25 protein-coding genes are annotated in these 24379 nt (G+C 71.0%); 12 read left to right on the forward strand and 13 right to left on the reverse strand.

Annotated elements, in window-relative coordinates:
* Positions 1–189: 189 nt before the first annotated feature.
* Positions 190–1488 carry a sensor histidine kinase gene (locus IC605_RS15975; RefSeq protein WP_216326363.1) on the reverse strand — a complete coding sequence of 433 codons (1299 nt, stop codon included), beginning with the start codon at positions 1486–1488 and terminating at the stop codon, positions 190–192.
* On the reverse strand, positions 1485–2162 hold the full coding sequence (locus IC605_RS15980; RefSeq protein WP_216326365.1) for a response regulator transcription factor: 678 nt from the start codon (positions 2160–2162) through the stop codon (positions 1485–1487). Before IC605_RS15980 ends, IC605_RS15975 begins: the two co-directional genes overlap by 4 nt.
* Positions 2163–2223: 61 nt before the next feature.
* On the opposite strand from IC605_RS15980, the gene IC605_RS15985 reads away from it, so the two are divergent.
* From IC605_RS15985 to IC605_RS16000, 4 genes are read left to right on the forward strand one after another with little or no spacing between them, the layout of a single operon-like run.
* Positions 2224–2811 (forward strand): transposase, encoded by a 588-nt coding sequence (locus tag IC605_RS15985; protein ID WP_216326368.1) that lies wholly within the window; start codon positions 2224–2226, stop codon positions 2809–2811.
* Between the two features lie 46 nt (positions 2812–2857).
* Entirely contained in the window at positions 2858–3868 is a 1011-nt protein-coding gene (locus IC605_RS15990; protein ID WP_216326372.1) for an ABC transporter substrate-binding protein, read from the forward strand.
* A 7-nt stretch (positions 3869–3875) separates the two neighbouring features.
* Positions 3876–4697 carry an ABC transporter ATP-binding protein gene (locus IC605_RS15995; protein ID WP_216326377.1) on the forward strand — a complete coding sequence of 274 codons (822 nt, stop codon included), beginning with the start codon at positions 3876–3878 and terminating at the stop codon, positions 4695–4697.
* Positions 4694–5524: an ABC transporter permease gene (locus IC605_RS16000; protein ID WP_343216637.1), complete on the forward strand. Its 831-nt coding sequence runs from the start codon at positions 4694–4696 to the stop codon at positions 5522–5524. Before IC605_RS15995 ends, IC605_RS16000 begins: the two co-directional genes overlap by 4 nt.
* A 251-nt stretch (positions 5525–5775) precedes the next feature.
* On the opposite strand, the gene IC605_RS16005 is transcribed toward IC605_RS16000, so the two are convergent.
* The 8 genes from IC605_RS16005 to IC605_RS16040 are packed head-to-tail and all read right to left on the reverse strand — an operon-like array spanning position 5776 to position 11776.
* Positions 5776–6576, reverse strand: coding sequence for an urease accessory protein UreD (locus tag IC605_RS16005; protein ID WP_216326381.1), 801 nt, complete (start codon positions 6574–6576; stop codon positions 5776–5778).
* The gene (gene ureG / locus IC605_RS16010; RefSeq protein WP_216326384.1) at positions 6573–7235 is read right to left on the reverse strand and encodes an urease accessory protein UreG; all 663 of its coding nucleotides are present in this window, start codon (positions 7233–7235) and stop codon (positions 6573–6575) included. The genes IC605_RS16005 and ureG overlap by 4 nt, the downstream gene beginning before the upstream one ends.
* Positions 7236–7248: 13 nt before the next feature.
* A complete protein-coding gene (locus IC605_RS16015) occupies positions 7249–7899 on the reverse strand; it encodes an urease accessory protein UreF (RefSeq protein WP_343216638.1) in 651 nt (216 codons plus the stop codon).
* On the reverse strand, positions 7896–8333 hold the full coding sequence (gene ureE / locus IC605_RS16020; protein WP_281416338.1) for an urease accessory protein UreE: 438 nt from the start codon (positions 8331–8333) through the stop codon (positions 7896–7898). The genes IC605_RS16015 and ureE overlap by 4 nt, the downstream gene beginning before the upstream one ends.
* 14 nt (positions 8334–8347) lie before the next feature.
* Complete coding sequence (gene hypB, locus IC605_RS16025) at positions 8348–9001, reverse strand: hydrogenase nickel incorporation protein HypB (protein WP_246580934.1); 654 nt, start codon at positions 8999–9001, stop codon at positions 8348–8350.
* Between the two features lie 19 nt (positions 9002–9020).
* Positions 9021–9362: a hydrogenase maturation nickel metallochaperone HypA/HybF gene (locus IC605_RS16030; protein ID WP_216326391.1), complete on the reverse strand. Its 342-nt coding sequence runs from the start codon at positions 9360–9362 to the stop codon at positions 9021–9023.
* Positions 9363–9371: 9 nt separating this feature from the next.
* Positions 9372–11093, reverse strand: a complete 1722-nt coding sequence (gene ureC / locus IC605_RS16035; protein ID WP_216326393.1) for an urease subunit alpha — start codon at positions 11091–11093, stop codon at positions 9372–9374.
* A complete protein-coding gene (locus IC605_RS16040; RefSeq protein ID WP_216326396.1) occupies positions 11090–11776 on the reverse strand; it encodes an urease subunit gamma in 687 nt (228 codons plus the stop codon). The genes ureC and IC605_RS16040 overlap by 4 nt, the downstream gene beginning before the upstream one ends.
* A gap of 270 nt (positions 11777–12046) precedes the next feature.
* On the opposite strand from IC605_RS16040, the gene urtA reads away from it, so the two are divergent.
* From urtA to IC605_RS16075, 7 genes are all read left to right on the forward strand, one after another.
* A complete protein-coding gene (gene urtA, locus IC605_RS16045) occupies positions 12047–13231 on the forward strand; it encodes an urea ABC transporter substrate-binding protein (RefSeq protein ID WP_216326400.1) in 1185 nt (394 codons plus the stop codon).
* Positions 13232–13308: 77 nt separating this feature from the next.
* Positions 13309–14214, forward strand: a complete 906-nt coding sequence (urtB, locus tag IC605_RS16050) for an urea ABC transporter permease subunit UrtB (RefSeq protein ID WP_216326404.1) — start codon at positions 13309–13311, stop codon at positions 14212–14214.
* Complete coding sequence (gene urtC / locus IC605_RS16055) at positions 14211–15278, forward strand: urea ABC transporter permease subunit UrtC (protein ID WP_216326407.1); 1068 nt, start codon at positions 14211–14213, stop codon at positions 15276–15278. The genes urtB and urtC overlap by 4 nt, the downstream gene beginning before the upstream one ends.
* Positions 15259–16053 (forward strand): urea ABC transporter ATP-binding protein UrtD, encoded by a 795-nt coding sequence (gene urtD / locus IC605_RS16060; protein WP_216326410.1) that lies wholly within the window; start codon positions 15259–15261, stop codon positions 16051–16053. The genes urtC and urtD overlap by 20 nt, the downstream gene beginning before the upstream one ends.
* Positions 16040–16744, forward strand: coding sequence for an urea ABC transporter ATP-binding subunit UrtE (urtE, locus tag IC605_RS16065; protein ID WP_216326413.1), 705 nt, complete (start codon positions 16040–16042; stop codon positions 16742–16744). Before urtD ends, urtE begins: the two co-directional genes overlap by 14 nt.
* 34 nt (positions 16745–16778) lie before the next feature.
* Positions 16779–17018: a hypothetical protein gene (locus IC605_RS16070; protein WP_216326416.1), complete on the forward strand. Its 240-nt coding sequence runs from the start codon at positions 16779–16781 to the stop codon at positions 17016–17018.
* Between the two features lie 353 nt (positions 17019–17371).
* The gene (locus tag IC605_RS16075) at positions 17372–18265 is read left to right on the forward strand and encodes a DUF6544 family protein (protein WP_216326419.1); all 894 of its coding nucleotides are present in this window, start codon (positions 17372–17374) and stop codon (positions 18263–18265) included.
* A gap of 379 nt (positions 18266–18644) precedes the next feature.
* On the opposite strand, the gene IC605_RS16080 is transcribed toward IC605_RS16075, so the two are convergent.
* The 3 genes from IC605_RS16080 to IC605_RS16090 all read right to left on the reverse strand — a co-directional run bounded on the left by IC605_RS16080 (position 18645) and on the right by IC605_RS16090 (position 23007).
* Positions 18645–20501 carry an apiosidase-like domain-containing protein gene (locus tag IC605_RS16080; RefSeq protein ID WP_216326420.1) on the reverse strand — a complete coding sequence of 619 codons (1857 nt, stop codon included), beginning with the start codon at positions 20499–20501 and terminating at the stop codon, positions 18645–18647.
* A 560-nt stretch (positions 20502–21061) separates the two neighbouring features.
* Positions 21062–22189 (reverse strand): NAD(P)/FAD-dependent oxidoreductase, encoded by a 1128-nt coding sequence (locus IC605_RS16085; protein ID WP_343216639.1) that lies wholly within the window; start codon positions 22187–22189, stop codon positions 21062–21064.
* Positions 22186–23007 carry an SDR family NAD(P)-dependent oxidoreductase gene (locus tag IC605_RS16090; RefSeq protein ID WP_216326422.1) on the reverse strand — a complete coding sequence of 274 codons (822 nt, stop codon included), beginning with the start codon at positions 23005–23007 and terminating at the stop codon, positions 22186–22188. The genes IC605_RS16085 and IC605_RS16090 overlap by 4 nt, the downstream gene beginning before the upstream one ends.
* 209 nt (positions 23008–23216) lie before the next feature.
* On the opposite strand from IC605_RS16090, the gene IC605_RS16095 reads away from it, so the two are divergent.
* The gene (locus tag IC605_RS16095) at positions 23217–24377 is read left to right on the forward strand and encodes an ABC transporter permease (RefSeq protein ID WP_216326424.1); all 1161 of its coding nucleotides are present in this window, start codon (positions 23217–23219) and stop codon (positions 24375–24377) included.
* Positions 24378–24379 lie beyond the last annotated feature (2 nt).

Raw genomic sequence — 24379 nt, forward strand, 5'->3', positions numbered from 1 at the left:
GCCTCGGCCGAAGGGAGCACCCCTCGGGCACGCGTCGCCTGTTCTGGGTGCCCTGTGCCGGAGAAGTTCACGGCCCACCCCCCTTCGGTGCGTCCAGGTCCGACTCGTGTCGGGGGGCGTTCCCGTTCGCAAAGTACCGGGGCCATGTAACGATTCTGTAAATAAAGGTCCGCTCAAGGCCGGGGCGGCTCACGCCCGCCGGGGCAGGATCAGCTCGGCCCGCAGGCCACCCTCAGGTGGGTTCGCCAGGTCCAGGCGGCCCCCGTGGGCCTCCACGATGGCCTGCACCAGGGCCAGGCCCAGGCCCGCGCCGCCGAGGTGCTGCGTTCCCTGCCCGCGCTGGAAGGGCTGGGTCAGGCGCGGGATCTCCGCCTCGGGAATGCCCGGGCCCGCGTCCTGTACGGTGAAGCGGGCGTGCTCGTCGTCGGCCCGGCAGGAGATCCGGACCGTCGAACCCGGCGAGCCGTGGTCGATGGCGTTTTGGATCAGGTTCCTCGCGGCCAGCACCAGAGCGTCGAAGTCGCCGGTGGTGGGCGCGTTCCCCAGCGTGACCTGGAGGTGCACGTTCTTCCGGGCGTCGGGGGAATGAAGCTCGGCGGCCATCAGGGTGACGTCGGCCAGGTCCACCGCCTGCCCCTCGGGAGGCCGGGTGGCGCGGGCCAGCTCCATCAGCCGGTGGGTGAGGGCGCTCATGTCCTCGCTCACGTCTTGCACCTGCGCGAGGGCCTCGCGGTACTGCGCCGGGGTGCGCTCCCGTTCCAGGGCGAGCGAGGCCGTGGCCCGGATCACGCTGATGGGGGTGCGCAGCTCGTGGGCGCTGGCGTGCGCGAAGAGCCGCTCGCGGGTCAGGAGCGCGTCCAATTTGCCCAACATGTCGTTGATGGTCCGGGTGAGCCGCGCGAGTTCATCTGAGCCCGGGGCGACGGGCACGCGCTCGCCCGGTTGGCCGCTGCGGGCGATGCGGGCGGCGAGGTCCGAGACCTGATCCACCGGCCGCAGCGCGCGGTCGGCGAGGACATAGCCCAGTCCCAGGGCCAGCAGCAGCAGCAGGGGGACGCCCAGCAGTTGCAGGCGCAGAATCTGCCCCAGGGCCGCCCGCACTCCCCCATCGGGCTGGCTGGCCTGAATCCAGCCCTGGGGCGTCCTCAGCATAAAAACGCGCTCGGAGGCGACCTGAAACGTCCCCGCCCGGGGAATGAAGCCCACCCGGGACGGTCCCCAGTCCACCTCGTGGCCGCTGGCGTCGTACACCGTCAGGCGCAGGGGTTGCTGACGGTTGATGGCGTCCAGGGCAGGATTCTTCTCATGGGACGGCCGCCTGGCCCGGGCGTCCATCGCGGCCTGTTTCTGGGCGTGGGTCCGCAGGTCGTCGTCCAGGGTGGCGTACAGCGTGTGGCGGAAGGCGGCGTAGCTCAAGCCGCCCGCGATCAGCAGCGTGAGGCCCAGCAGGGCGGCGTAGGTCAGCGTGAGGCGCCAGCGGAAGGTCAAGGGTCCACCTCGCCGAGCCGGTAGCCGTGTCCGCGCACCGTGAGGATCACCCCCTCCCCGAGTTTGCGGCGCAGGTTGCCTACGTACACGTCCACCACCCGGCCCAGGGCGTCCGGCTGCCCCGCCCACACCCGGGAGATCAGCTCCTCGCGGGAGTAGGCCCGCTCGGGGTGGAGGGCGAAGCCTTCGAGCAACTCGAACTCCCGCGGCGTGAGGGGAACGCCCTGGCCGGCGGGACCGGCTACCTGCCGCTTGAGCAGGTGCAGGCGAAAGCCGCCCGGCAGCGAGATGACGTTGCTGGTCCGGCCAGCCGAGCGGCGGACCAGAGCCGAGAGGCGCGCGCGCAACTCGCGGAAGTCGAAGGGCTTGCTCAGGTAGTCGTCCCCACCGACGTCCAGCCCCGCCAGGCGCGAATCCACGTCCGCCCGCGCGGTCAGGAAGAGGATCGGGGTGGCGTCCCCCTCCTCCCGCAGCCGCCGGGCGACCCCGAAGCCCGCGTCCGGTCCTTCCGGGAGCATCACGTCGAGGATCAGGGCGTCGAACCCGCCCCCGGCGGCCACGTTGTAGCCCTCACGCGCCGACGCGACCTCCTCCACGCTGTGTCCGGACTCTTGCAGGCCCGCCGAGATCAGCGCCCGCAACCGCCGGTCGTCTTCGAGGAGCAGGAGGCGCATGGCGGCAGTGTAGGCGGCGATTGTAAGGGAACGGCAAAGGTGCGGGGGAGCCCGGCGGCTGGTGCCGCGCCAGGAAGGAGACGGGCGGTGGCGGCGCCACGAGCGCACCCCGGAGTCCGCAGTCTGGTCACCTCGATCAGGGCAAGCTGGGCGTGACCACCGGCGAGGGTTTGTACCAAAAGGGCCGCAGTGCCCCTGCCTTCAGGCCTGCGTGCCGCGCACCCGGGGAAGAACCTCACGCTGCTGTGCACCCTCACGCCCGCAGGTCCCACTGGTCGTTGAGGGCGGGGTGAACGGCAACGTCTTCGTGACTGACGTGCGAGACGTGTTGGTTCCGGTGCTGCGTCCTGGGCAGGTGGTCGTGCCGAACAACCTGGGGGCACAGGTGCACCCCAAGGTCCGTGAGTCGGTCGAGGCGACGGGGGCTCGACTGGTCTACCCGCCGCCGTACGCCCCGGACCTCAACCCCACCGAGCCCATGTTCTTCACACTCAAAGCCGCTCTGCGTGCCCTCGCCGCCGGGACATGGGCGGGCGTTGATCAGGTGCCACACGCCGCCGAAGCGCAGGAGATGGACGCGAGGCCAGGAGGAGTCTCCGGGACGTCGAGATGTCTACATCTTGGTGCAGGTTGTCAAAAATTTTTATGACAATCTGCATCAAAAGCCGATGTTAAAGGCCTTCGGGGAGAAAAATATGCGGAAAGCGCTACCTACATGCACCATCCTGACACTTTGCCTGGGTCCTCTCGCCTCCGCGCAGACCACAAATGTCAAGTTCACGCTCGACTGGGCCTTCGAGGGACCAAGTGCGCCGTATCTGCTGGCGGTGGACCGGGGGTACTTTGCCCGGCAGGGGCTGAACGTCACCGTGGACCGGGGCTTCGGGTCGGGGGACGCCATCAACAAGATCGCGGGCGGGGCCTACGACCTGGGCTTCGGGGACATCAACGCGATGATGGAGTTCAACGCGCGCAACCCCGGGCAGAAGCTGGTGGCCGTCTACATGGTCTACAACGCGCCGCCGCACTCCATCACGGTGCTGAAGAGCAGCGGCATCAAGACGCCCAAGGACCTGGAGGGCAAGACCATCGCCGCGCCCGTGGGGGACGCCTCCCGCCGCCTGTTCTCGGCCTTCGCGGAGGCGAACGGCATCGACGAGAGCAAGGTCAAGTGGACGAGCGTGGACGGCGCCCTGCGTGAGCCCATGCTCGCCCGGGGGCAGGCAGATGCGATCAGCGGCTTCACCTTCACCAGCCTCCTCAACCTGCGGCAGATCGGGGTGGGCGCCGATCAGGTCACCGTCTTCCCCTACGCGGCCAGCGTGCGCGGCCTGTACGGCAACGCGATCATCACCCGGGCCGACTACGCGCAGAAGAACCCGGCGGTCGTGAGGAGCTTCCTCGCCGCCGTCAACCAGGGTCTCCAGGACGCGATCAAGGACCCCGCCGCCGGGGTCGCCGCCGTGCAGAAGCGCAATGGGCTGGCGAACGTGGCGCTGGAGACCGAGCGGCTAAAACTGGCCCTGGGTGGCAACGTCGTGACGGGGGACGTGCGCGCCCTGGGGCTGGGCAACGTCCGTCCCGACCGCCTCAAGGCAAGCATCCTGACGGTGAAAAAGGCGTTCGACCTGCCCGTCACCCTCTCGCCTACGAGTGTCTTCAACGCCTCCTACCTGCCGCCCGCCGCCCAGCGCAAGGTCAGGTGACGCGGTGATGGAGAAGACGGGCATCGACATCCAGGGCGTGACCCTGCGCTATGCCGGGAAGAGCGGCCCCGTCGAAGCGGTGCGGGGCGTCACCCTGGGGGTGCAGCCCGGCGAGTTCGTCGCCATCGTCGGCCCGAGCGGGTGCGGGAAGAGCACGCTGCTCAAACTGGTTTCCGGTCTGCTTCCCCCGGCGGCGGGGACAGCCACGGTGGGAGGCGCCCCGCCCAGGCCGAACGGCAACGTGGGCCTCGCCTTCCAGAATCCCAGCCTGCTCCTGTGGCGCACGGTGCTCGAAAACGTCCTCCTGCCGCTGGAGGTCTCGCCCGCGCACAAGGCTGCGTACCGCAAGGACAGGGCGCCTTTTGTGGCCCGGGCCCGGCGGATGCTGGCGGCGGTGGGGCTGGGCGGGTTCGAGGACAAGCACCCCTGGGAGCTGTCGGGCGGGATGCAGCAGCGGGCGAACGTGGTGCGGGCGCTGATCCACCAGCCGGGCATCCTGCTCCTCGACGAGCCGTTCGGGGCGCTCGACGCCTTCACCCGCGAGGAGCTGTGGCTGGCCCTCCAGGCGCTGTGGATGGGGGCGCGGCCCACCGTCCTCCTCGTCACCCACGATCTGCGCGAGGCGACCCTCCTCGCCGACACCGTGTACGTGATGAGCCCGCGCCCCGGTCAGATCACCCTGCGGCGTGAGGTGACCCTGCCCCGCCCGCGCACCCTGGAGGGCACCTTCACCCCCGAGTTCAGCGCCATCGTGCAGGACCTCCGCGAACACGTCGGCGGCGTCCGGGCGCCTATCCGCGCCGAGGAATTGATGGAGGTGGCGTCGTGACGCGGGAGACGGCCCCGGTGGTGGAGGCGGTGCCCGTGCCCACCCTGTCGGCGCGGGGAAGTGCCGTGCGTTCCGGGCTGCGGAACCTCGCGCCGCCCGTGCTGAGCATCCTCGCCTTCTTCGGGCTGTGGGAACTGGTCTGCCGGGTCTTCGCCATCAAGCCCTTCATCCTGCCCGCTCCCAGCGCGGCGCTCGGGGCGCTCGCCCAGTTCGCCCCCGCCGTGGCCGGGCACGCCTGGCAGACGCTGGTGACGACCCTGATCGGCTTCGCGCTCACCGTTGTCCTCGGGGTGGCGCTGGGGGCGCTCGTGGGCCTGAACCGCACGGCGTACCAGGCGCTCTATCCCCTCCTGATCGGTTTCAACGCGGTGCCCAAGGCGGCGCTCGTGCCCGTGCTCGTGATCTGGTTCGGGGTGGGCGCGGTCCCGGCGGTGCTGACGGCCTTCCTGATCTCGTTCTTCCCGGTGGTCGTGAACGTCGCCACCGGCCTCGCCACGGTGGAGCCCGAGCCGCGCGACGTGCTGCGGGCGCTGGGCGCGACCCCGTGGGAGGTCTTCACCAAGGTCAGCCTGCCCCGGTCGCTGCCGTACTTCTTCGCCAGCCTCAAGGTCGCCGTCACGCTCGCCTTTGTCGGCAGCATCATCAGCGAACTTGCCGCCAGCAACAAGGGCATCGGTGTGATGATGAATCAGGCGGCGAGCTCCTTCCAGGTACCGCTCGTCTTCGGTGGGGTGCTCCTCGTGAGCGCGATGGGTGTGCTGCTGTATGCCGTCTTTGCCCTGATCGAGTCGAGGCTGACGGGGTGGGCGTACCGCTCGCAACATTGAGGGGAGGCGGGGAAGGGGCTCGGGCGGTGGTCCGGGCCTTTTTCTTGGTGTGAGCGGTGGCGGATGAGGTTCTTCCCCTTGAGGGGGGAGGCTAGAAGGGCGTGAGTGGGCGTGGGTCCTGAGGCCGGTGAGAATGTCCAGGCCATCTTTTTTCTGCCGCGCTGGTGGGTCGGTCGCGGTTCACCCCCACCCGGCCTCTCGCGGTGCGAGCTGTACCAGTCCCCCCTCAAGGGGGAGGAGAAAAACCGTCTTCAACGCCTTACCCGCAGTGGCGCCGCCCCGAACAGTTGCCCTCGCAAGCTCTCGCGGGCCGCATTGAGCGCCGCGTCCAACTCCGGCCCCTGTCCTGCCGAGGCCCGCAGCCACACGGCTCCCCCTGCTGACCGTCCTGTGGCGAGGAGGCCGGGCACGGCGGGCCAGTCGCGCACCCCTCCATTGCCGACCCATACGCCTGACGCCGCGTAGTCGTGCGCTCCCCACACCCCGGGGGTTCGGGTGTGCTCGCCGGGGCGCAGACGCAGGGCGTCCAAGTAGACCCGTCTCCCTTCGCGCCACACCTCGACCCGGCTGGTGTACTCGCCGAAGCGCAGCCGCTCGCCCATGCCCACCCGCCCGCTCGCCAGCGTCTCGGTGAGGCCCAGCTCGGCGCCCTCCTCCAGCTCGGCGCGGACATGCTGACGGAAGACGCTCCCGGCGAAGGGGAGGGTCCGCTCCGGGTAGAACTCCAGCCGCGCACCCGCCGCGACGGTGAGGTGAATGTCCTGCGTGGCGGCCTCCCCCTCCGGTGAGGGCTGAACTCGCGTGGCTGACTGGGTGAGGATCAGCACGCGGGCGGCGCCGTCCACCGTCACCCGCACCTCACTGTGGTCGCCGCCCAGCACGCCCCCGGTGGGGTTCACCATGAACACCATCAGCGTGCCGCATGGAAGCTCGAAGGGGCGCACGATCATCAGCGGCGCCTTTTGCAGGTCGCGGAGCAGGACTGTCCGCCCGTCCCGCGTCCCGAAGTGGAGGTGGAGGAGGCCGGTGCGGGTGCGCCGCAGCAGGCTCAAGGCTGAGGCACCTGAAGTCCGATTCTGGGCAGCGCAACCTCACGGAACAGCAGGTCGTGTTCGATCCAGGCGATCACGTCGGCGACGCCGAGACCGCGTTTGAGGTCGGTAAAGACGTAGGGCCGCACCTCCCCGCCGACCGTCCGCTGTGCGCGGGCGTCGGCGTCCATCACCTCCAGCCGGGCGCCGACGAAGGGGGCGAGGTCGATCTTGTTGATCACCAGCAGGTCCGACTGCCGCACGCCGGGACCGCCCTTGCGGGGCACCTTCTCGCCGCCGGACACGTCGAGGACGAACATCCAGGCGTCCACCAGTTCCGGCGAGAAGGAGGACGCGAGGTTGTCGCCGCCCGACTCGATGAACAGCAGCTCGATTTCGGGGAAATCGGCCTGGAGGGCCTGGGCCGCCTCTTGATTGAGGGAGCTGTCCTCGCGGATGGCGGTGTGTGGGCAGCCCCCCGTCTGCACGCCTCGAATGCGTTCGGGGGGCAGGGCGGCGGCCTGGGTGAGGATGCGCTGGTCCTCAAAGGTGTAAATGTCATTGGTGATCACGGCGAGGGCGTAGCGGTCCCGAAGCTCGCGGCACAGCGCCTCCAGCAGCGCCGTCTTGCCGGAACCGACCGGGCCGCCGACGCCGATCTTGAGGGGGGTGGGGATCATGCTCGGTCTCCTTTCACGTCTGGAAGAGGCGACTGTCCAGCCCCGCCTGCTCGCTGGCCGCAATGTCGAGGAGCGGGCAGAAGCTGCACAGGTCGGCGGGTGTGGCGTGCAGCGCGTCCCGAACACAACGGGCCGCCACGTCTTCCGCCAGCCGCGCGGCCCGCTGGGCGTCCAATCCGCCGAGCCTGAGGAGCCGGGTGGCGGAGGTGGCCCGCCCGAGAAGCCACGCGCTGACGTAGGCGCTCACGGTGTCCTCTCGCTCGGCCCCGAGTGCCGCCGCGACGGCCCCGAACGTCGTCGCGTGGTGCCGGGTCGGCGGGAGGAGGGCGAGTTCGTCCGGCCAGAGGTGCCCGGCGGCCCGGCGCAGGTTCGCCCCCACCCGCAGGCTCGCCTCACGGGGACCGCGCACCAGCTTCAGGTCGTCCAGCAGCGCGTCTAGGTCGGCGAGGTCTTCCGCCTCCACTCCCCACACGAGCGCGCAGGCGGGCGGGTCCTGACAGCCCCAGCCGTGCGCGAGTTGCCCGCAGAGGAAGGCGTGGAGATCAGCCGCCGTACGGACCTCCCCCCGCTGGGTCAACGTTTCCAGACCGTCACTGAAGGCATAGGCCCCGGTCGGAAAGGCCGAGTCGGCGAGTTGCAGCAGGCGGATAAGCACTTGCGTCACGGCCCATGCTCCCACGAGGGCCGACCGTGGAAGGGCCGCGCCTCCCGCACGAAGGGCACGCCCAGCCGCGTCAGCAGCAGTTCGATGGGTGGGTCCCACAGCACCAGAAACGCGCCCCCGTCCTCCACGAGGTCGCGGTGCAGGTTGCCGACCGCGTGCGCCACCCGCGCTGCCTCCCCTAACGAGCGCGGCGAGACAGCGGCCACGTCCTCGGGCGTGGCGGTGATGACGTAGGCCACGCCGTCCACCGTGTCCAGCACGCTGCCAGGGAGGAGGACCGTCCCCGTCGGGAAGGCCAGCCGCAACTCCACCCCGTCGGGGGCGGTCAGGCGGCGGCGCACCCGTCGGCGGTCGGCGGCGGTCATGGGGATGTGGATGACTCGGGTAGCCTCCGTCCCGGCAGGCGCGTCCCCGCCCAGCAGCGGGCGGCGCAACCCCGTCAGCCGGGTCAGAAGCGCTCCCCGCGCACGAAGGCGGACCAGGCGTCCAGGCCCGTCCCCCGCTTGCTGCTCAGCTCAATCACCGGTACCCCCGGCCTGGCCCGGTCGATGTTCTCGCGGCACAGGGCGCGGTCGAACTCCACCGCGTCCGCGAGGTCCATCTTGGTGATCACCACCACGTCCGCCGTGTTGAACATCGTGGGGTACTTCAGCGGCTTGTCCTCGCCCTCGGTGGTCGAGATCAGGACCGCCCGCGCCGCCTCCCCGAGGTCGTAGCTGCTGGGGCAGACGAGGTTGCCGACGTTCTCCAGCAACAGCACGTCGAGCGCGGACAGGTCGAAGCGCGGCAGCACACCTTGCACCATCGCCGCGTCGAGGTGGCAGACCGTTCCCGTCACGATCTGCTCGGCCTGCGCGCCCCACTGCCTCAGCCGCGCCGCGTCGTTCTCGGTGGCGAGGTCACCGACGGCGACGGCGAGGCGCAACTCACTTCCCAGGTCGCGCAAGGTCCGTTCGAGCAACGCCGTCTTCCCCGCGCCGGGGCTCGACACGAGGTTGATGGCCCGCACCCCCGCCGCCCGGAATGCGGCCCGGTTCTCGGCGGCGGTGTGGTCGTTCGCCTTGAGGATGTTCTGCCGGACAGTGACGATACGGGGGGGCATGGCGGTGATCTGTCCTCCTTCAGGTGAGTTCGAGTTCGTCCAGCTCCAGTTCGTCCCCCTGAAGCAGGGTCGGCGTGGGCGCGTCGCACAGGGGGCAGCGCAGGCCGCGCGTCACGTCGAGTTCGACCGGGCCGTGGTTCGGGCACTCCCCCACCCCGGGCACGCGCACGATGCTCAAGTGGGCCCCCTCCAGCGGCGTCCCCTCGGCGCAGGCGGGAAAGGCGGCTTCCAGGGCTTCCGGCACGACGCTCGACCACTGGCCGACCCGCACGGTGACGGCCCGCGCCCGCGCCGCGCCGTGTTCGCGCAGCACCTCGCGGGCCACGTCGATGAGGGAAAGGGCGATGGAGGCCTCGTGCATGGCCGGGCCTCAGAACAGGAAATACTTCTGCCCCAGCGGCAGTGCGTCCACCGGCTCGCAGGTCATGAGTTCGCCGTCGACCCGCACCTCGTAGGTCTCGGGATTGACGTCGATATCAGGAGTCTCGGCGTTGAGCACCATGTCTTTCTTACCGATGGAACGAGTTTCTTTCACGGCGCTGTATGTTCGGCTCACCTCCGGCAGGTTCCCGGCCTCCAGGCTCGCCGCCGAGACGAAATGCAGGCAGGTGGAGGCGAGGGCCCCGCCGTGCGCCGCGAACATGGGGCGCGGGTAGACGGGCTGAGGGGTGGGAATACTGGCGTTCGCGTCCCCCATCTGCGCGGCGACGACCAGCCCGCCCTTGAGGATCATCGCCGGTTTCGCCCCGAAGAAGGCGGGCCGCCACAGCACGAGGTCCGCGAGTTTGCCGACCTCCACGCTCCCGACCTCGTGCGCGACGCCGTGCGCAATCGCCGGGTTGACCGTGTACTTGGCGACGAAACGCCGGGCGCGCAGGTTGTCGGCCCGCCCGTCCTCGCCCAGTCCGGGGATGGTCAGCGGCCCGCGCTGCACCTTCAGCTTGTGCGCGGTCTGCCAGGTGCGGGTGATGACTTCCCCCACCCGGCCCATCGCCTGCGAGTCGCTGCTCATCATCGAGAAGACGCCCAGGTCGTGCAGCACGTCCTCGGCGGCGATGGTCTCGGGGCGGATGCGGCTCTCGGCAAAAGAGACGTCCTCGGGGATGCGCGGCGAGAGGTGGTGGCAGACCATCAGCATGTCGAGGTGTTCGTGCAGCGTGTTCACCGTGAAGGGCATGGTGGGATTGGTCGAACTCGGCAGCACGTTCGGCAGCCCGGCGACCTTGATGATGTCCGGGGCGTGCCCGCCCCCCGCCCCCTCGGTGTGGAAGGTGTGGATGGTGCGCCCCGCGAAGGCCCGGATGGAGTCCTCCACGAAGCCCGACTCGTTGAGGGTGTCGGTGTGGATGGCGACCTGGATGTCGAACTCGTCGGCCACGCCGAGCGCCGCGTCGATGGCGGCAGGCGTGGTGCCCCAGTCCTCGTGGAGCTTGAGGCCCAGCGCCCCCGCGCGAATCTGCTCGGCCAGCGGCGGCTGCGTGCTCGCGTTCCCCTTGCCCAGGAGGCCGAAGTTGAGCGGCAGGCCGTCCAGCGCCCCCAGCATCCGGTGGATGTGCCACGCGCCCGGCGTGCAGGTGGTCGCGCTCGTGCCCGCGGTCGGCCCGGTGCCGCCGCCGATCATGGTCGTGACGCCTGATTCGAGGGCCGTCCAACATTGCTGAGGCGCGATGAAGTGGATGTGGGTGTCCACCCCGCCCGCCGTCAGGATGTGTCCCTCGCCCGCGACAATCTCCGTGCTCGCGCCGATGGTCAGCCCGGGGCTCACGCCGTCCTGGGTACCCGGGTTGCCCGCCTTGCCGATGGCGCTGATCCGTCCGTCCTTCACCCCCACGTCCGCCTTCACCACCCCCCAGTGGTCGAGGATCACCGCGTTCGTGATCACGAGGTCGGGCACGTCCGGGTCCTCCCGCGTGGCCGTGCTGCTCTGCCCCAGCCCGTCGCGGATGACCTTGCCGCCGCCGAACTTGACCTCCTCGCCGTAGGTGGTGTGATCCTTCTCGATCTCGATGAGGAGGGCCGTGTCCCCCAGCCGTACCCGGTCCCCGGTGGTGGGGCCGTAGAGGTCGGCGTACTGGCGGCGGGTGACCCTCACGGGCTGCCCCCGAAGCCCGCTTCCCTGGCCCGCTCCAGCGCCGCCTCCCGCATTCCCGGCGCGTCCAGTGCCCCACTCACGAGGGCGTTCATGCCGTACACCGTGCGCGTTCCCCCCAGCGGCACGAGTCCCACCTCGCGCTCCTCGCCGGGCTCGAAGCGGACGGCGGTTCCGGCGGGGATATTCAGGCGCTGACCGTAGGCGGCGGCGCGGTCGAAAGCCAGGCCCGCGTTGACCTCGAAGAAATGGAAGTGACTGCCCACCTGGATGGGTCGGTCTGCCGTGTTCGTCACGGTGAGCGGTGTGACGGGCCGCCCGGCGTTGAGCTCGACCTCGCCTTCTTCCAGCAGGTACTCCCCGGCAATCACGGCGCTGGCGCCGCCGCGGATCGGGTCGTGGATGGTCACCAGCTTGGTGCCGTCGGGAAAGGTGCCCTCCACCTGGATGTCGTGGATGAGTTCGGGCACGCCGTCCAGCACGTCGTCGGGCGTGAGGAGCGTGGCGCCCCAGCCCATCAGGTCCTCCACGCTCCTCCCGTCGCGGACGCCCTCCAGCACTTCGGCGGTGATGAGGGCGACGGCCTCCGGGTGGTTGAGCCTGAGTCCGCGGGCCCGGCGTTTTCTCGCCACCTCGGCGGCGGTGAAGATCAGCAGCTTGTCGCGTTCCCGTTCGGTGAGTTGCATCCCGCTCGCCTCCCTGGGCCTGTCTCCGGCGACAGCGCCTCAAGCTCCAGGGTACGCGACCATAGGCAGGGGCGCTGGGTTTTTCTAAACAACTTGCATCGACGTTTGGAAAAGTCCCCTTATGCTCCTGGCGTTCGTGCAGTTTGTTCCAAATAGTTTGAACAAATTGCACAACAAGGCGCGTCCGGTCAAGACAGTTCCTTCCCCCGTGTCGAACGTCTGCCGGGAGACCGCGTTGCGGCGGCCAGCGTGCCGCCGAAGGGAGACCCCATGACGACGCTCCGCAAGTTCAGTCTCGCAAGCCTCAGCCTCGCCCTGATCCTGGGCAACACGGCGGGCGCACAGGGCACCGTGAAGGTCGGCATCCTGCACTCGCTGACGGGCACGATGGCGATCAGCGAGATCACCGTGGCGAACGCCGCCCAGCTCGCGGTGGACGAGATCAACGCGAAAGGGGGCGTGCTGGGCCGCAAGATCGTGGTCGTCAAGGAGGACGGCGCGTCCGACTGGCCGACCTTCACGACCAAGGCGGAAAAGCTCCTCACCCAGGACAGGGTGGCGGCCGTGTTCGGTGGATGGACGAGCGCCAGCCGCAAGGCGATGCTGCCCGTCTTCGAGAAGAACAAGGGGCTGCTGTTCTACCCGGTGCAGTTCGAGGGCAACGAGTGCAGCCCGAACATCATCTACACGGGCGCCCAGCCCAACCAGCAGGCGCTCCCCGCGCTGGAATGGGCGCTGAGCCAGGGCTACCAGAACATCTTCTTGCTGGGCAGCGACTACGTGTACCCGCGCACCGCGAACCTGATCCTGAAAAAGCACATCACCGACCGGGGCGCCAAGGTCGCGGGCGAGGAGTACGTCGCGCTGGGCGGCACCGAGTTCAGCTCGGTCATCAACAAGATCAAGGCGGCCAGGCCCCAGGTCATCATCAACACGCTCAACGGCGACTCCAACGTCTCGTTTTTCAAGCAGTACCAGGCTGCCGGGTACAGCGCGGCGACCCTTCCCGTCATCTCCTTTTCCATCGCCGAGCAGGAGGCGCAGGCCATCGGTCCGGCGCTGCTGACCGGGCAGTACGCGACCTGGAACTACTTCCAGAGCCTGCCGAACGCCGCCAACAAGCGGTTCGTGGCCGCCTATCAGAAGAAGTACGGCAAGAACGCCGCCATCACCGACCCGATGGCGCACGCCTACATGGACGTGTACCTCTGGAAGGCCGCCGTCGAGAAGGCCAAGTCCTTCGACCCCGCCGCCGTCCGCAAGGCCATCGTGGGCATCAGCATGGACAGCCCGCTGGGCAAGATCACCGTCGCCCCCAACGGCAGCCTCACCCAGACGGTCTACACCGGCCAGTCCGGCGCGGGCGGCCAGTTCAAGGTGATCGGCCAGAGCAAGGGCGTCGTGGCCCCGCAGCCCTACGACAAGCTGGCGTTCCCGGGGAAGACCTGCCCGTAAGGTGGAAGTGGTGCGCAGTGCGCAGGACGAGGTGAGGTCAACCCGCGCACCGCCTACCGCCTCCCAAGGAGGCACACATGGACCCCGTTTTCCTCTTCGGCCAACTGTTCACGGGCCTCTCGGTGGCATCCATTCTGCTGCTCGCCGCGCTGGGGCTGGCGCTGAGTTTCGGGCTGATGCGCGTGATCAACATGGCGCACGGCGAGTTCCTGATGGTGGGAGGTTACCTGACGTACCTCGCGTCGCAGTGGCTGGGGCCGGACTTCCTGTGGCTGGCGTTCCCGCTGGCCTTCCTGGGGTCGGCGTTGCTGGGCGCCCTCCTGGAAGTGACCGTCATCCGGCGGCTGTACGGCAGGCCGCTCGACACGCTGCTCGCTACCTTCGGGGTCAGTCTGATCCTCCAGCAGGCGGCGCGGCAGCTCTTCGGGAGTACGGGCGTCCCGGTGACGGCGCCGGGGTGGCTGGCTGGAGCCTTCGTCGTTCACGGCGGGGCGCTGGACGGGCTGACCTTCCCGCACGTGCGGCTGTTCGTGATCGGCCTGTCGCTGCTCGTGCTGGGCGGGATGTGGTGGCTGCTGAACCGCTCACGCTTCGGGATGCACGTGCGGGCCGTGAACCAGAACCGCGAGGTCGCCTCGGCCCTCGGGGTGAACACGCGGCGGCTGGACCTGCTGGTGTTCGCGCTCGGGAGCGGGGTGGCGGGAGTGGCGGGCGTGGGCCTCGCGCTGCTCGCCCCGGTAAACCCCACGGTGGGGGCGGCGTACATCGTCAACGCCTTTCTGGTCGTCGTGGTGGGCGGCGTGGGAAGCGTGCTGGGTGGGGCGGTCGCGGCGGTGGGGCTGGGCTTCGTGACCGCGCTCACCGAGGGCTTCACCAGCGTGAGTCTCGCGCAGGCGATCTTGCTCGTGCTCGTCGTCGCCTTCTTGCAGTGGAAGCCGCGCGGCCTCTTCCCGACCCGCTCGCGCGCCCTGGAGGAGACGTGAGCCGGGGCGGGGCGGCGGCGCTGGCCCTCGTCGCCGTGGGGCTCGTCCTGGCGCCCTTCTTCCTGGGCGCGTACCCGCTCGCGCTGCTGGGCCGGGTCCTCGCGCTGAGCATCGCGTCCATCGGCGTGTGCGTGATCTGGGGGCGCACGGGCATCCTCAGCCTGGGGCAGGGCCTCTTCTTCGGCCTGGGCGGGTACGCGCTCGCCATGCACCTCAAGCTGGCCGCCACGCCGCGGGGGGAGCTGCCCGACTTCATGGTGTACAACGGGGTCGAGGCGCTGCCGTGGTTCTGGAAGCCCTTTGCCAGCGCGCCCTTCGCCCTGGGCATGGTGCTGGTCCTCCCCGCGCTCGCCGCCGGGCTGGTCGGGTGGCTGATGTTCCGGCGGCGCATCACGGGCGTGTACGTGAGCATCATCACCCAGGCGCTCGTGCTCGCCTTCGTGACGTGGCTGGGCGGCTCGCAGGGCCTGACGAGCGGCACGAACGGCATCACCGACTTCCAGACGTTCCTGGGGATCAACCTGCGCGGCGAGGCCTTCCCGCGCGGCCTGTACTGGGCGACGCTGCTCGTCCTCGGGCTGGCGCTGGCGGGGACGGCCTGGGTCCTGCGCACCCCCTTCGGCTCGCTGCTCACCGCCGTCCGCGACAACGAGAACCGGACGCGCTTCCTCGGGTACAACCCCGCCGCCTTCAAGATCGCGGCCTTCGTGCTGGGCGGGGTGCTGGCGGGCGTCAGCGGGGCGCTCTACACCCTGCACCTGGGGACGATCTCGCCCGCGATGATCGGGGTGGCCTTCGGCATCGAACTCGTCGTGTGGGTGGCGCTGGGGGGCCGCGCGAGCCTCTGGGGCGCGGTGGGCGGGCTGGTCCTCGGGCAACTGGCGAAAGACCGCATCTCCAGCGCGGCGCCGGACGCGTGGCTCTACCTCATGGGCGCGCTCTTCGTCCTCGTCGTGCTGGTGATGCCGCAGGGGGTGGCGGGGCTGCTGACCCGGCGCCGGGCCGCGCCGGTCCGGTCGTCCGCTGGGATCAAGGAGGTGGGCAATGTCGCTTCCGGGGACTGAGCCGCTGCTCGACGTGCGGAACGTGACCGTCTCCTTCGACGGTTTCAAGGCCCTCCAAAACCTCAGCCTCGCGGTGCCGCGGGGCAGCCTGCGGGTGCTGATCGGGCCGAACGGGGCGGGGAAAAGCACCCTGCTCGACACCATCATCGGCAAGGTGCGGCCCGCGGGCGGGGAGGTGCGCTACCGGGGGCAGGTGATCTCCCGGCTGCCCGAGCACCGCATCGCCGCGCTGGGCATCTGCCGCAAGTTCCAGGCGCCCGGCGTGCTGGAGGGCCTGACCGTGCGGGAGAACCTGCTCGTCGCCGCCCGGCGCCGCAAGGGGGTGCTCGCCACGCTGTCGGCGCGGCCCACGTCTGCCGAACAGGAACGCGCGGACGAACTGCTGCGTCTGACCGGACTCTCCGAGCGGGCGGGGGTGAACGCGGCGGCGCTCGCGCACGGGGAGAAGCAGTGGCTGGAGATCGGCATGGTCGTCGCCGCCGACCCGGAACTGCTGCTGCTGGACGAGCCGACCGCCGGGATGACGGCGCAGGAGACCGCGCAGACCGCAGGGCTGATCCACACGCTGGCGGGGCGGCACACCGTCCTCGTGATCGACCACGACATGGCGTTCGTGGAGCTGCTGGGGGCGCCGGTCACCGTGCTGCACCAGGGGCAGGTCTTCCGGGAGGGGGAGTTGAAGACGCTGCGCGCCGATCCCGAGGTGATGGAGATCTACCTGGGCCGCCCCCGCGACGAACACACCGCCGCAAAGGAACCCCATGCTCAAGCTTGAGAACGTCAGCGCCGCCTACGGGCAGAGCCCGGTGCTGTTCGGGGTGGATCTGGAGGTGGCGGACGGCGAGGCCGTCACCCTGATCGGGCGCAACGGGGTGGGCAAGACGACGCTGTTGCGGACGATCACGGGCCTGCATCCCGTGACCGGGGGCGGGGTGCGACTGAACGGCGAGCAGGTGGAGCGGCAACCCGCCTTCACCCGCGCCCGCGCCGGGCTGGCCTACGTGCCGCAGGGACGCGGCCTCTTCCCCCACCTGACGGTCCACGAGAACCTGCTGATGGGCCTGCCCGCCCTCTCGGGGCGCGAACTGGCGGGGCGGGAGATTCCTGAACTGGTGTACGACCTCTTCCCGATCTGCCGGGACATGGCCGGGCGCCCGGCAGGGAACCTCAGCGGCGGGCAGCAGCAGCAGGTGGCGATTGGGCGCGCGCTCGTCACGCGGCCGAAGTACCTCCTCCTCGATGAGCCCACGGAAGGCATCCAGCCCAGCATCGTGGGGGAGATCGAGGCGGCGCTGACCCGCGTCCGCCGGGAACTGCGGGTGGCCGTGCTGCTCGTCGAGCAGTACCTCGATTTCGCCTGGGCCTTCGCGGACCGCTACTACGTGATGCAAAAGGGCCGGGTGGTCGAGGGAGGCCTGACCCAAGACACCCCAGCACACGCGGTGCAGCGGTATTTGGGGGTGTGACCGCGGTCGCCCAGAGTCTGACGAGCAACGCCTCATGTCAACCCCTCGGGCCCGTCGCAGCCTCCCTCGAACTCGGCGCGCTTCTCGGGTCGGGCCAGGCACCACCGGCAACCTCCTCACGCCGAGCGCCTCGCCCAACCTCGTGGAGGTCGCGCAGGGGCAGTTCGCCAAACTCCGCGTGAACGTCCGGAAGGGCGCGGCCACGACCGGCGAGGCCCAACTGAGCCTGGAGGTACAGAATGGGGCGGCCCCCTGCCCGCCGGGCTGGGCGTGAGCTTCGCCAGCAACCCGGTCACGCTCGGCCAGGGCACCGACGTGCAGCTCTTGACGGCCTCCACCCTCCCGCCCGGCGAATACCTGCTGCGGGTGGGGGGCGGAGACTGACGGTCGCCGCGTTCGAGCGGACCCCATCTGTATCCTTCTGATCGTCTTCATTTCCACCTTGGGGGTTGACGGCTCTGACGGTAACGCCCAGGTAACGGACGGGCCCCAGGATTCGGGGCACACGAGCCCATGGACGGCGACCCCGCCGGGTGCCTCGCGCGAGACATGAGGGAGCGGTCGGCATGCGCCGGGGGGCTCTCACGACCCGGCTGGGACCCGGTGCAGGCCGACCCAGGAGGCCAGATGAAGACCGGACACCTTCGCGTCACCCCCCCTCTACGGGGCCGAACCGTGGCCCGAGCCCGGCCCGGCTGGCGACCCCTGCTGTGGAGTGCAGGGCTCCTCGCCGGTGTGGTCGCGCTGGGTCGGCTGGGCTTGCAGGTCCAGCCCCGGCCCTTCCCCGCCTACCCGCCTGCCGTGGGTACGCCCGAGACGGTGCCCCTCCCCGCCGGGCTGCCCGTCCCCGTGGAACGCTTCTACCGCCAGACCTACGGCGGGCGCGTCCCGGTGATCACCTCCGCCGTCATCACCGGGCGCGCGACCCTGCGACCCGTCCCCGGCGGCCCCGCCTTCCCCGCCCGCTTCCGCTTCATCCACGAGGCCGGGCGCAACTACCGCCATTCCATCGAGGCGACGTGGTTCGGCCTGCCGGTCCTGCGCGTGAACGAGTCGTACCTGGAGGGGGTGAGCCGCCAGGAGATGCCCCCGCCGTTCCCGTCGAGCATCGGTGACCCCAAGGGGGCGCAGGGGGCGAACCTGGGGATGTGGTCGGAGACGATCTGGATGCCGGGCGTCTACCTCACCGATCCGCGCGTGAGGTGGGCGGCGGTGGACGACGAGACGGCCCTGCTGAGCGTGCCCTTCGGCGAGGCGCGCGAGACGTACGTGGTGAGGTTCGACCCCGCCACGGGACGGCCCCATCTCTTCGAGTCGATGCGGTACCACGATGGACAGAGCCGGGAAAAGACGCTGTGGATCAACCAGAACCTCTCGTGGGCAAGGCTCGGCGGGGTGACGCTGCCCAGGGAGGCCGCCGCGATCTGGCTCGACCAGGGGCGGCCCTGGGCGGTCTTCACCGCCGAGGAGGTCGTCTCCAACGTGGACGTGCGCGAAGCCCTGCGGCGCCGGGACCCGTGAGGGAGGAGGACCCCCATGACCACCTCACGGGGAGTCGTCCCCACCCTGCTCCTGAAGGGAGCGAACGCCCACGGCGGGGGCGCCGTTCGGGTCCGCCGCGGCCTCACGCTGGCGCCCGAGCCCTGCCCTGGCGGTCGGTCTGGTCGTCAGCGTGAATGTCGCCTTCTTTCCTGCTGGTGTTCTGGCTGGTCACCCGGGCCACGCGTGGGCCCGTTAAGCGGGTGTGAGGCGCCGGAAGAGCGCTCGGGAGGGCACTGGGCGGCTCCACGGGCACCTCGCCCCGGGGTCCTGGTGTTCGGCGTCCTGGCTTTTCACCCGGCGCGCAGGGGCGGTGACCCCCCGGGGGCAGCGGATGGATGCCCCCCCTTTCCGGCCTGGGCTAGTCGAGGACGAGCACCCAGTCCTGGCCGCGACCGCTGCCCGGCGGGGTGAAGCTGCGGGTGCCGCTGTTGGCGAGGGTGCCGGCGGCGCGGCGTGCGCCGGTGCGGGGGTCGAACCAGGTGGCGTCCAGGGACCCCCCGGCCACGCGGCCCAGGTTGACGGTGAAGGCCTGGCCGTCGGGGCTGTAGACCCAGGCGTAGTCGGGCCCGCGCAGCGCCACCACCGGGCGCGCGCCCGTGAAGCCGCCCTGCACCAGGGTCTCGTCGGGGGCGCGTCCGGCCGCCGGGCGCGACTCCAGCAGGCCCTGGAGGTGACGCAGGTGCGCCGCCCCGGGGGCCCCCAGGGCCGTCTGCCACTGCTTCTGGCCGCTGTGGGCGTCAAAGCCCCAGATCTCGCGGTGCCCGTAGGCGTGGCCGTCCGCGCCCGCGAACACGCTCCAGTACGCCACGTTGCGCACGTCGGTGGCGTCGGCGTAGCCGTTGGCCGCGTTGTGGCAGATGGCGTGCTCCTCGTAGACGGGCTCGGCGTTGATCACCGGCTTGACCGGGGTGCGGTTGTAGGTCGCCAGGACCCGCGCGGCCTCCCGCTCGTTGCGGCAGTGCCCGGTCTGCCACATGTTGAAGTCGAGCCAGGGCTCGTCGTGGAAGTACTCGGCCGAGGTCTTGCCGCCGTGGGGGTGATAGGTCATCAGCGCCCGGTCACGCCCCCCCGCCCCCTGCTCGATGCCGGCGGCCATCGCCCGCCAGACCTCGGCCTGCGCGGACGTCTCGGGAACCCGGTCGCCGCCGAGCACCCAGATGACCGGCTTGTCCCCGTAGCGCTGGGCCAGCCAGGTGCCGAACGAACGGGCCGTCGCCGGGCTGAAGATCGGCTCGTTGTTCACCCAGCGCCCCCAGCTCGGCAACAGGGCGACGGTCAGCCCCAGCGAGGCGGCCTCGTCCACCACGTAGTCCATATGGTCCCAGTAGTCGTATTCGCCGGGGGACGCCGGGTTGTTTCCCGGGGTGGTCAGCGGGCGCGAGGGGTCCTTGCCCGCCAGCGGCAGGTCGCCGTGCGCGTTGGGCGTGGTCAGGCCGTCTTTCTCGGCGAGGGCGACCGCCTGGATCACGGTGAAGCCCTGGTCCTTGCGTGTCCGGAGGTAGGTCCGCACCTCGTCGCGGTTCAGGCGGTGAAAGAGTTCCCAGCCGGTGTCGGCCCAGTACAGGAAGGGCCGCCCGTCCGCGTACTCCAGCCGCCGCCCGTCCCCGGACACGGCGAGGCGTCCCGGGCCGCCTCCCCCCGCGACCGGCGTCGCCGGGGCGTCCGCGCCGGGAGCACCCGCGGGCGTGAGGGTGAGGGTGTCCACGACGACGTTGCGGTCGCGCGGCCAGCCCCCGCCATAGACGTCGTTGGTAAACACCACGTCGAGCGCCTGACTGGGGGTGAGGGAGAACGTCCCCAGCGTCACGGCGGCGTAGCCGGTGTTCGGAACAGGGGCGCTGCCGAGTTCGGTGGGGCCCGAGCGCAGCGCCACGACCGGGGCACCGAGGTACTGATCCCCCCGGGCCCGGAGCGTCACGGTGTAGGACCCGCCCGTCAGCGTGCCCGGCAGCACGTAGCGCGCCGAGTGCCCGCCCGAGAGCAGGGCGGCGGCCTGCCCGCCCGAGGCCGCCGCGTCACGGACCGTCTGGGCGGCCGAGGCGGGTTCCAGCGTCAGAGAGCCCGAAACGGCCTGGGCCGCCAGCCCGGTGGCCGTCACGCTGGGGACGATGGCCTGCGCGGCCGTGGACCCACCCCTGCCACAGGCCCCCACCAGCAGGGGCAGACTGAGCGCAAGCGCCGTGGACAGGAATGGACGAACAGAAAAAAACCTCATCTCGGCGCAGGGTAGACGCTTCCGGATGGGGAAGGTGTGGAAAACCGCGCATCACCCCGGTCAGCGGTGACAAATCAGACAGGGCGCAAGCCTCCCTTCAGGCACGAGCGGACCCCCGGCGGTGGCGGTCGCCCCGCTGCTCAAGCCTGGGCTGCACCTCCAGGGTCCACCCGAAGTTGCTCTCCCGGGCCGGCCGGCACGTCCCCGGGGGGCGCCTCACCCTGACCCGAACCCCGTCCCGAGTGTTTCCGGACCGTGGGCTGCACAGCGGGACCCGGGCCGGTCGAAGTCCCGCCGCGAACCGTCCTCGCCCCAGAGGTCGTGCCGGACAAGCCGCCGCGCGTCGGGGTCGGGGAGGCGGGTGACTGGCTCACGTGGGGCGGGGGTAGGCGGGGGAAATTCTCAGGACCAGTTCCCTGGTGGGTGATGGGCGAGCCGAGACTCCACGACCACAACGTCGAGGACCCGTTCCGGACGCGTGCTTGCGGCCTCCTGCTCGGGGGGTTGACCGGGAGGGACGCGGCCACACACGCCGGGCGTGGCCCCACCGCGTCCCGGCCTCACACCTGAATGTCCGTCACGACGTTCGGGGCCCGCCCGAACCGCTCGTACCGCAGGGGGTCGATGTCGATGAACGGGACTTCCCCCACGGCCTCCTGCGCGATCACGCGGGCGACCGCCGCCGCCTGCATCACCCCGTGCCCGGAAAAGCCGCAGGCGTTCAGCCACCCCTCCACCCCCGGCAGGCGCCCGACGATAGGCTGGTGGTCCGGGGTGAGCTCGTAGTAGCCCCACCAACTCGCGCGGCGGTCCAGGTCCGCCGTCTCCAGCCAGGGAAAGCGCGTCATGGCCGCCTCCAGGGTGGGTTGCAGCCAGGCCCAGTCCATCCCCTCCCGCCAGCCCACGTCCGCCGGGTCGGCGCGGCCCAGGATCAGCCGCTCGCCTTCGGAGCGCAGCCACACCCCGCTGCCCAGGTCGAAGACCATCGGCACACGGCGCGGCGGGTTGAGTGGCCCGGTCGTGAAGACCATGCGCCGCGCGGGCCGGACGGGAATGCTCAACCCGGCCAGCGCACCCAACTCTCCCGCCCACGCGCCCGCCGCGTTGAGCAGGAGCGGGGCCTCGACGCTTCCCCCGGACGCCCTGAGCCGCCAGACCCCGCCGGAACGCTCGATGGCCGTCACCGCCGTGTCCAGCAGGAAGCGTGCCCCGGCCCCCCGTGCGCGCCGGACGTACTCCAGGGTCAGGCCGTGCGGGTCGACGAACCCGTCCGTGGCACAAAAGCTGCACCCGCCCAGCCCGCCGGGCTCGAACGCGGCGCAGCGCTGCGCCCCTTCGGGCGTGAGGAGTTCGGTCGGCACGCCCAGCCGGCGTTGCAGGCTCACCCCGGCCCGGTGCGCGTCCCACTGGGCCTCGGGCACCAGCATCAGGTAGCCCGCCGGGTGGTAGCCCGATTCGGGCAGGGCGGCATACTCCCCGATGCTGTGCTTCGAGAGCAGGATGTTCGTCTCGGTCGTGAACTGCGCCCGCACGCCCGCCGCGCTCCGCCCGGTCGAGCCGCCCGCCGGGCTGCCCTGTTCGAGCACCAGCACCTTCAACCCGCGCTGCGCCAGCCGCCAGGCGCTCGCCGCGCCGATGATCCCCGCGCCGATCACCACGAGGTCGGCGGTCAGGGTGGAGGCGCTCACGGGAGGTCCGCCTCGACCACGGGAAAGCCCGCGACCGGGAAGGTATCGACGTTGGCCGAGCGCTGCTGAACGAGCACCCCGCCGTCCACCGCGATGAACTGCCCGGTGACGTACGCCGCGTCGTCCGAGGCCAGAAAGAGCGCCGCCCCGGTCATGTCCTCGGCCACCCCGTAGCGGCCCAGCGGCACCGTTTTCTCGCGCACCCGGAGCTGCTCCTCGGTGAGGCCGTAGGTGTTGATGAAGCCCGGCACCACCCCGTTCACCCGCACGCCGTACGGGGCGAGGTCGAGCGCCATCGCGCGGGTCATCGCCTCGATGCCGCCCTTGGTCGCGTCGTAGGCGACGTTGCCGCGGTGAGCGCGTGTGGCGCCGCCCGAGGACGTGCTGATGATCACCCCCCTGCGGCGCCGGGCCATGATCCGGGCGGCCCGGTGTGAGCACAGGAAGACGCTTTTCAGGTTCACCCCGATGATCCGGTCCCACCAGGCCTCGTCGCCGTCCAGAAAATGGCGGGCGGTGTCGATCAGCCCGGCGTTGTTGTACAGCACGTCCACGTACCCGAAGGCCGCCTCGACGCGGCCGAACATGGCGTCCACCTGCGCGGCGTCCGAGACGTCGGCGGGCACCGCCAGGGCCACGCCGCCCGCTGCCGCGATGCCCTCCACGACCGCCCGCACCGCTGCTTCTTTCACGTCGTTCACGGCCACCCGGGCGCCCTCACGGGCGAAGCGCTCGGCGACGGCGCGGCCGATCCCGCCCCCGGCCCCAGTGACCAGCACCACGCGGCCTTCGAATCTTCTGGAAAGGTTGTTCGTCATGGGTTCTCCTCGGGCGTTGGATTGCCGTTCATTGTCCCCCTCGTCCGGCGGGCTGTCCTGAATGGTTGTCCCACTCATCCTGCGGGATTTGGCACAACCGGGGAGATGTCCCGCGGCGCGGGGGCCGTGTGGGGTCGTTGCCCAGCACGGTCGCCCCCTGCTCATCCACGGAGGCCTGACGCACCCGGGACCTGCGGTAGGGTGGGGGCGTGAAGCGCCGAGAGGTGGTCCGGCTGGCCTGGCGGGGCCTGTCCCGCCGTCCGGTGCGGACGGGGCTCACCGCGCTGGGGATCACGGTCGCGGTCGCCAGCATGGTGGTCTTCCTGTCGCTGGGCGAGGGGCTGCGCGGGGTCTTCCGGGACGAGCTGGGCAGCGTCGGGCCGGACGTGCAGGTGGCGCGGGGCAACCTCGCCCAGGGCCTCTTTCCCGCGCCCACCCTGCCCCCCGGTACCGCGGCCGACGTCGCCCGGCTGGCCCCTGAGCTGGGGATCACGCGGGTCACGCCGGTGGTCGTCTCCCTGCGGCAGTCGCTCGACCCGGCCCAGAGTGCCGTCTTCTACGGCCTGCCCGCGCGTCAGGGGGTTCAGGCCCTCTTTCCGGGGGTCCGCGCGGGGCGGGGGCGCCTGCTCCTCCCCGCCGACGAGGGCCGGGCGGTCGCGGTGCTGGGGGCGCGGGCGGCGCGCAACCTGGGGCTGGGGGTGGGGGACACGCTGGCGCTCAACCGCCGGGCCAGCGCGCGGGTCGTGGGCGTCCTGGCCCCCCAGAACAGCCTGACCGACACCTTCACCTTCCTGCCGCTGGGCGCGGTGGGGCGGGCCTTCGGGACGGGGGAGCGGCTGTCGCTCGTCGCCGTGCGGCTGGAGCGGCCCGGGGACGCCCGGCGGGTCGCCGAGGTTCTCTCGCGGCGCCTGGGGCTCACGGCGACGACCCGCTCGGATTTCCTGAGCTTCGTCGGGAGGCTGTTGCGCAGCAGCGACGCGGTGAGCCTGGGCCTCTCGGTCGTCTCGCTCGTCGTCGGGGGGCTGGCGGTCGTCAACACCGTGCTGATGGGCGTGTACGAGCGGACGCGCGAGTTCGGCACCCTGCGGGCCATCGGGGCGCGGCCCGCCCTCGTGCGGGCGCTGGTCCTCACCGAGAGCCTGCTGCTGGCCCTGCTCGGCGGCGCCCTCGGGCTGGGGCTGGGGCGGCTCGGCATCTGGGGCGTCAACCTCTACACCCGGGACCTCGCCGGGATCGACGCGGCGGCCCTCACCCCGCGCCTCGTGGCGCTGACGCTCGCCGTCTCGGGGGGGCTGGGCCTGCTCGCCGGGTGGCTCCCCGCCCGCGCGGCCCACCGCCTGACCGTCACCGCCGCCCTCGGGCGGGCCTGAGG

Origin of the sequence: Deinococcus aestuarii (assembly GCF_018863415.1) — a bacterium.
GTDB classification, from domain to species: Bacteria; Deinococcota; Deinococci; order Deinococcales; family Deinococcaceae; genus Deinococcus; species Deinococcus aestuarii.

What these genes read in the sequence shown, in the direction of transcription:
- IC605_RS16090 (WP_216326422.1), bottom strand. Translation starts at nt 23,007, where the DNA reads ATGACGAACAACCTTTCCAGAAGATTCGAAGGCCGCGTGGTGCTGGTC.
- urtB (WP_216326404.1), top strand. Translation starts at nt 13,309, where the DNA reads ATGGACCCCGTTTTCCTCTTCGGCCAACTGTTCACGGGCCTCTCGGTG.
- IC605_RS15990 (WP_216326372.1), top strand. Translation starts at nt 2,858, where the DNA reads ATGCGGAAAGCGCTACCTACATGCACCATCCTGACACTTTGCCTGGGT.
- urtD (WP_216326410.1), top strand. Translation starts at nt 15,259, where the DNA reads ATGTCGCTTCCGGGGACTGAGCCGCTGCTCGACGTGCGGAACGTGACC.
- IC605_RS16080 (WP_216326420.1), bottom strand. Translation starts at nt 20,501, where the DNA reads ATGAGGTTTTTTTCTGTTCGTCCATTCCTGTCCACGGCGCTTGCGCTC.
- IC605_RS16040 (WP_216326396.1), bottom strand. Translation starts at nt 11,776, where the DNA reads ATGCAACTCACCGAACGGGAACGCGACAAGCTGCTGATCTTCACCGCC.
- urtA (WP_216326400.1), top strand. Translation starts at nt 12,047, where the DNA reads ATGACGACGCTCCGCAAGTTCAGTCTCGCAAGCCTCAGCCTCGCCCTG.
- IC605_RS15995 (WP_216326377.1), top strand. Translation starts at nt 3,876, where the DNA reads ATGGAGAAGACGGGCATCGACATCCAGGGCGTGACCCTGCGCTATGCC.
- IC605_RS16075 (WP_216326419.1), top strand. Translation starts at nt 17,372, where the DNA reads ATGAAGACCGGACACCTTCGCGTCACCCCCCCTCTACGGGGCCGAACC.
- hypB (WP_246580934.1), bottom strand. Translation starts at nt 9,001, where the DNA reads ATGCCCCCCCGTATCGTCACTGTCCGGCAGAACATCCTCAAGGCGAAC.
- IC605_RS16070 (WP_216326416.1), top strand. Translation starts at nt 16,779, where the DNA reads ATGTCAACCCCTCGGGCCCGTCGCAGCCTCCCTCGAACTCGGCGCGCT.
- IC605_RS15980 (WP_216326365.1), bottom strand. Translation starts at nt 2,162, where the DNA reads ATGCGCCTCCTGCTCCTCGAAGACGACCGGCGGTTGCGGGCGCTGATC.
- ureG (WP_216326384.1), bottom strand. Translation starts at nt 7,235, where the DNA reads ATGATCCCCACCCCCCTCAAGATCGGCGTCGGCGGCCCGGTCGGTTCC.
- IC605_RS16030 (WP_216326391.1), bottom strand. Translation starts at nt 9,362, where the DNA reads ATGCACGAGGCCTCCATCGCCCTTTCCCTCATCGACGTGGCCCGCGAG.
- urtE (WP_216326413.1), top strand. Translation starts at nt 16,040, where the DNA reads ATGCTCAAGCTTGAGAACGTCAGCGCCGCCTACGGGCAGAGCCCGGTG.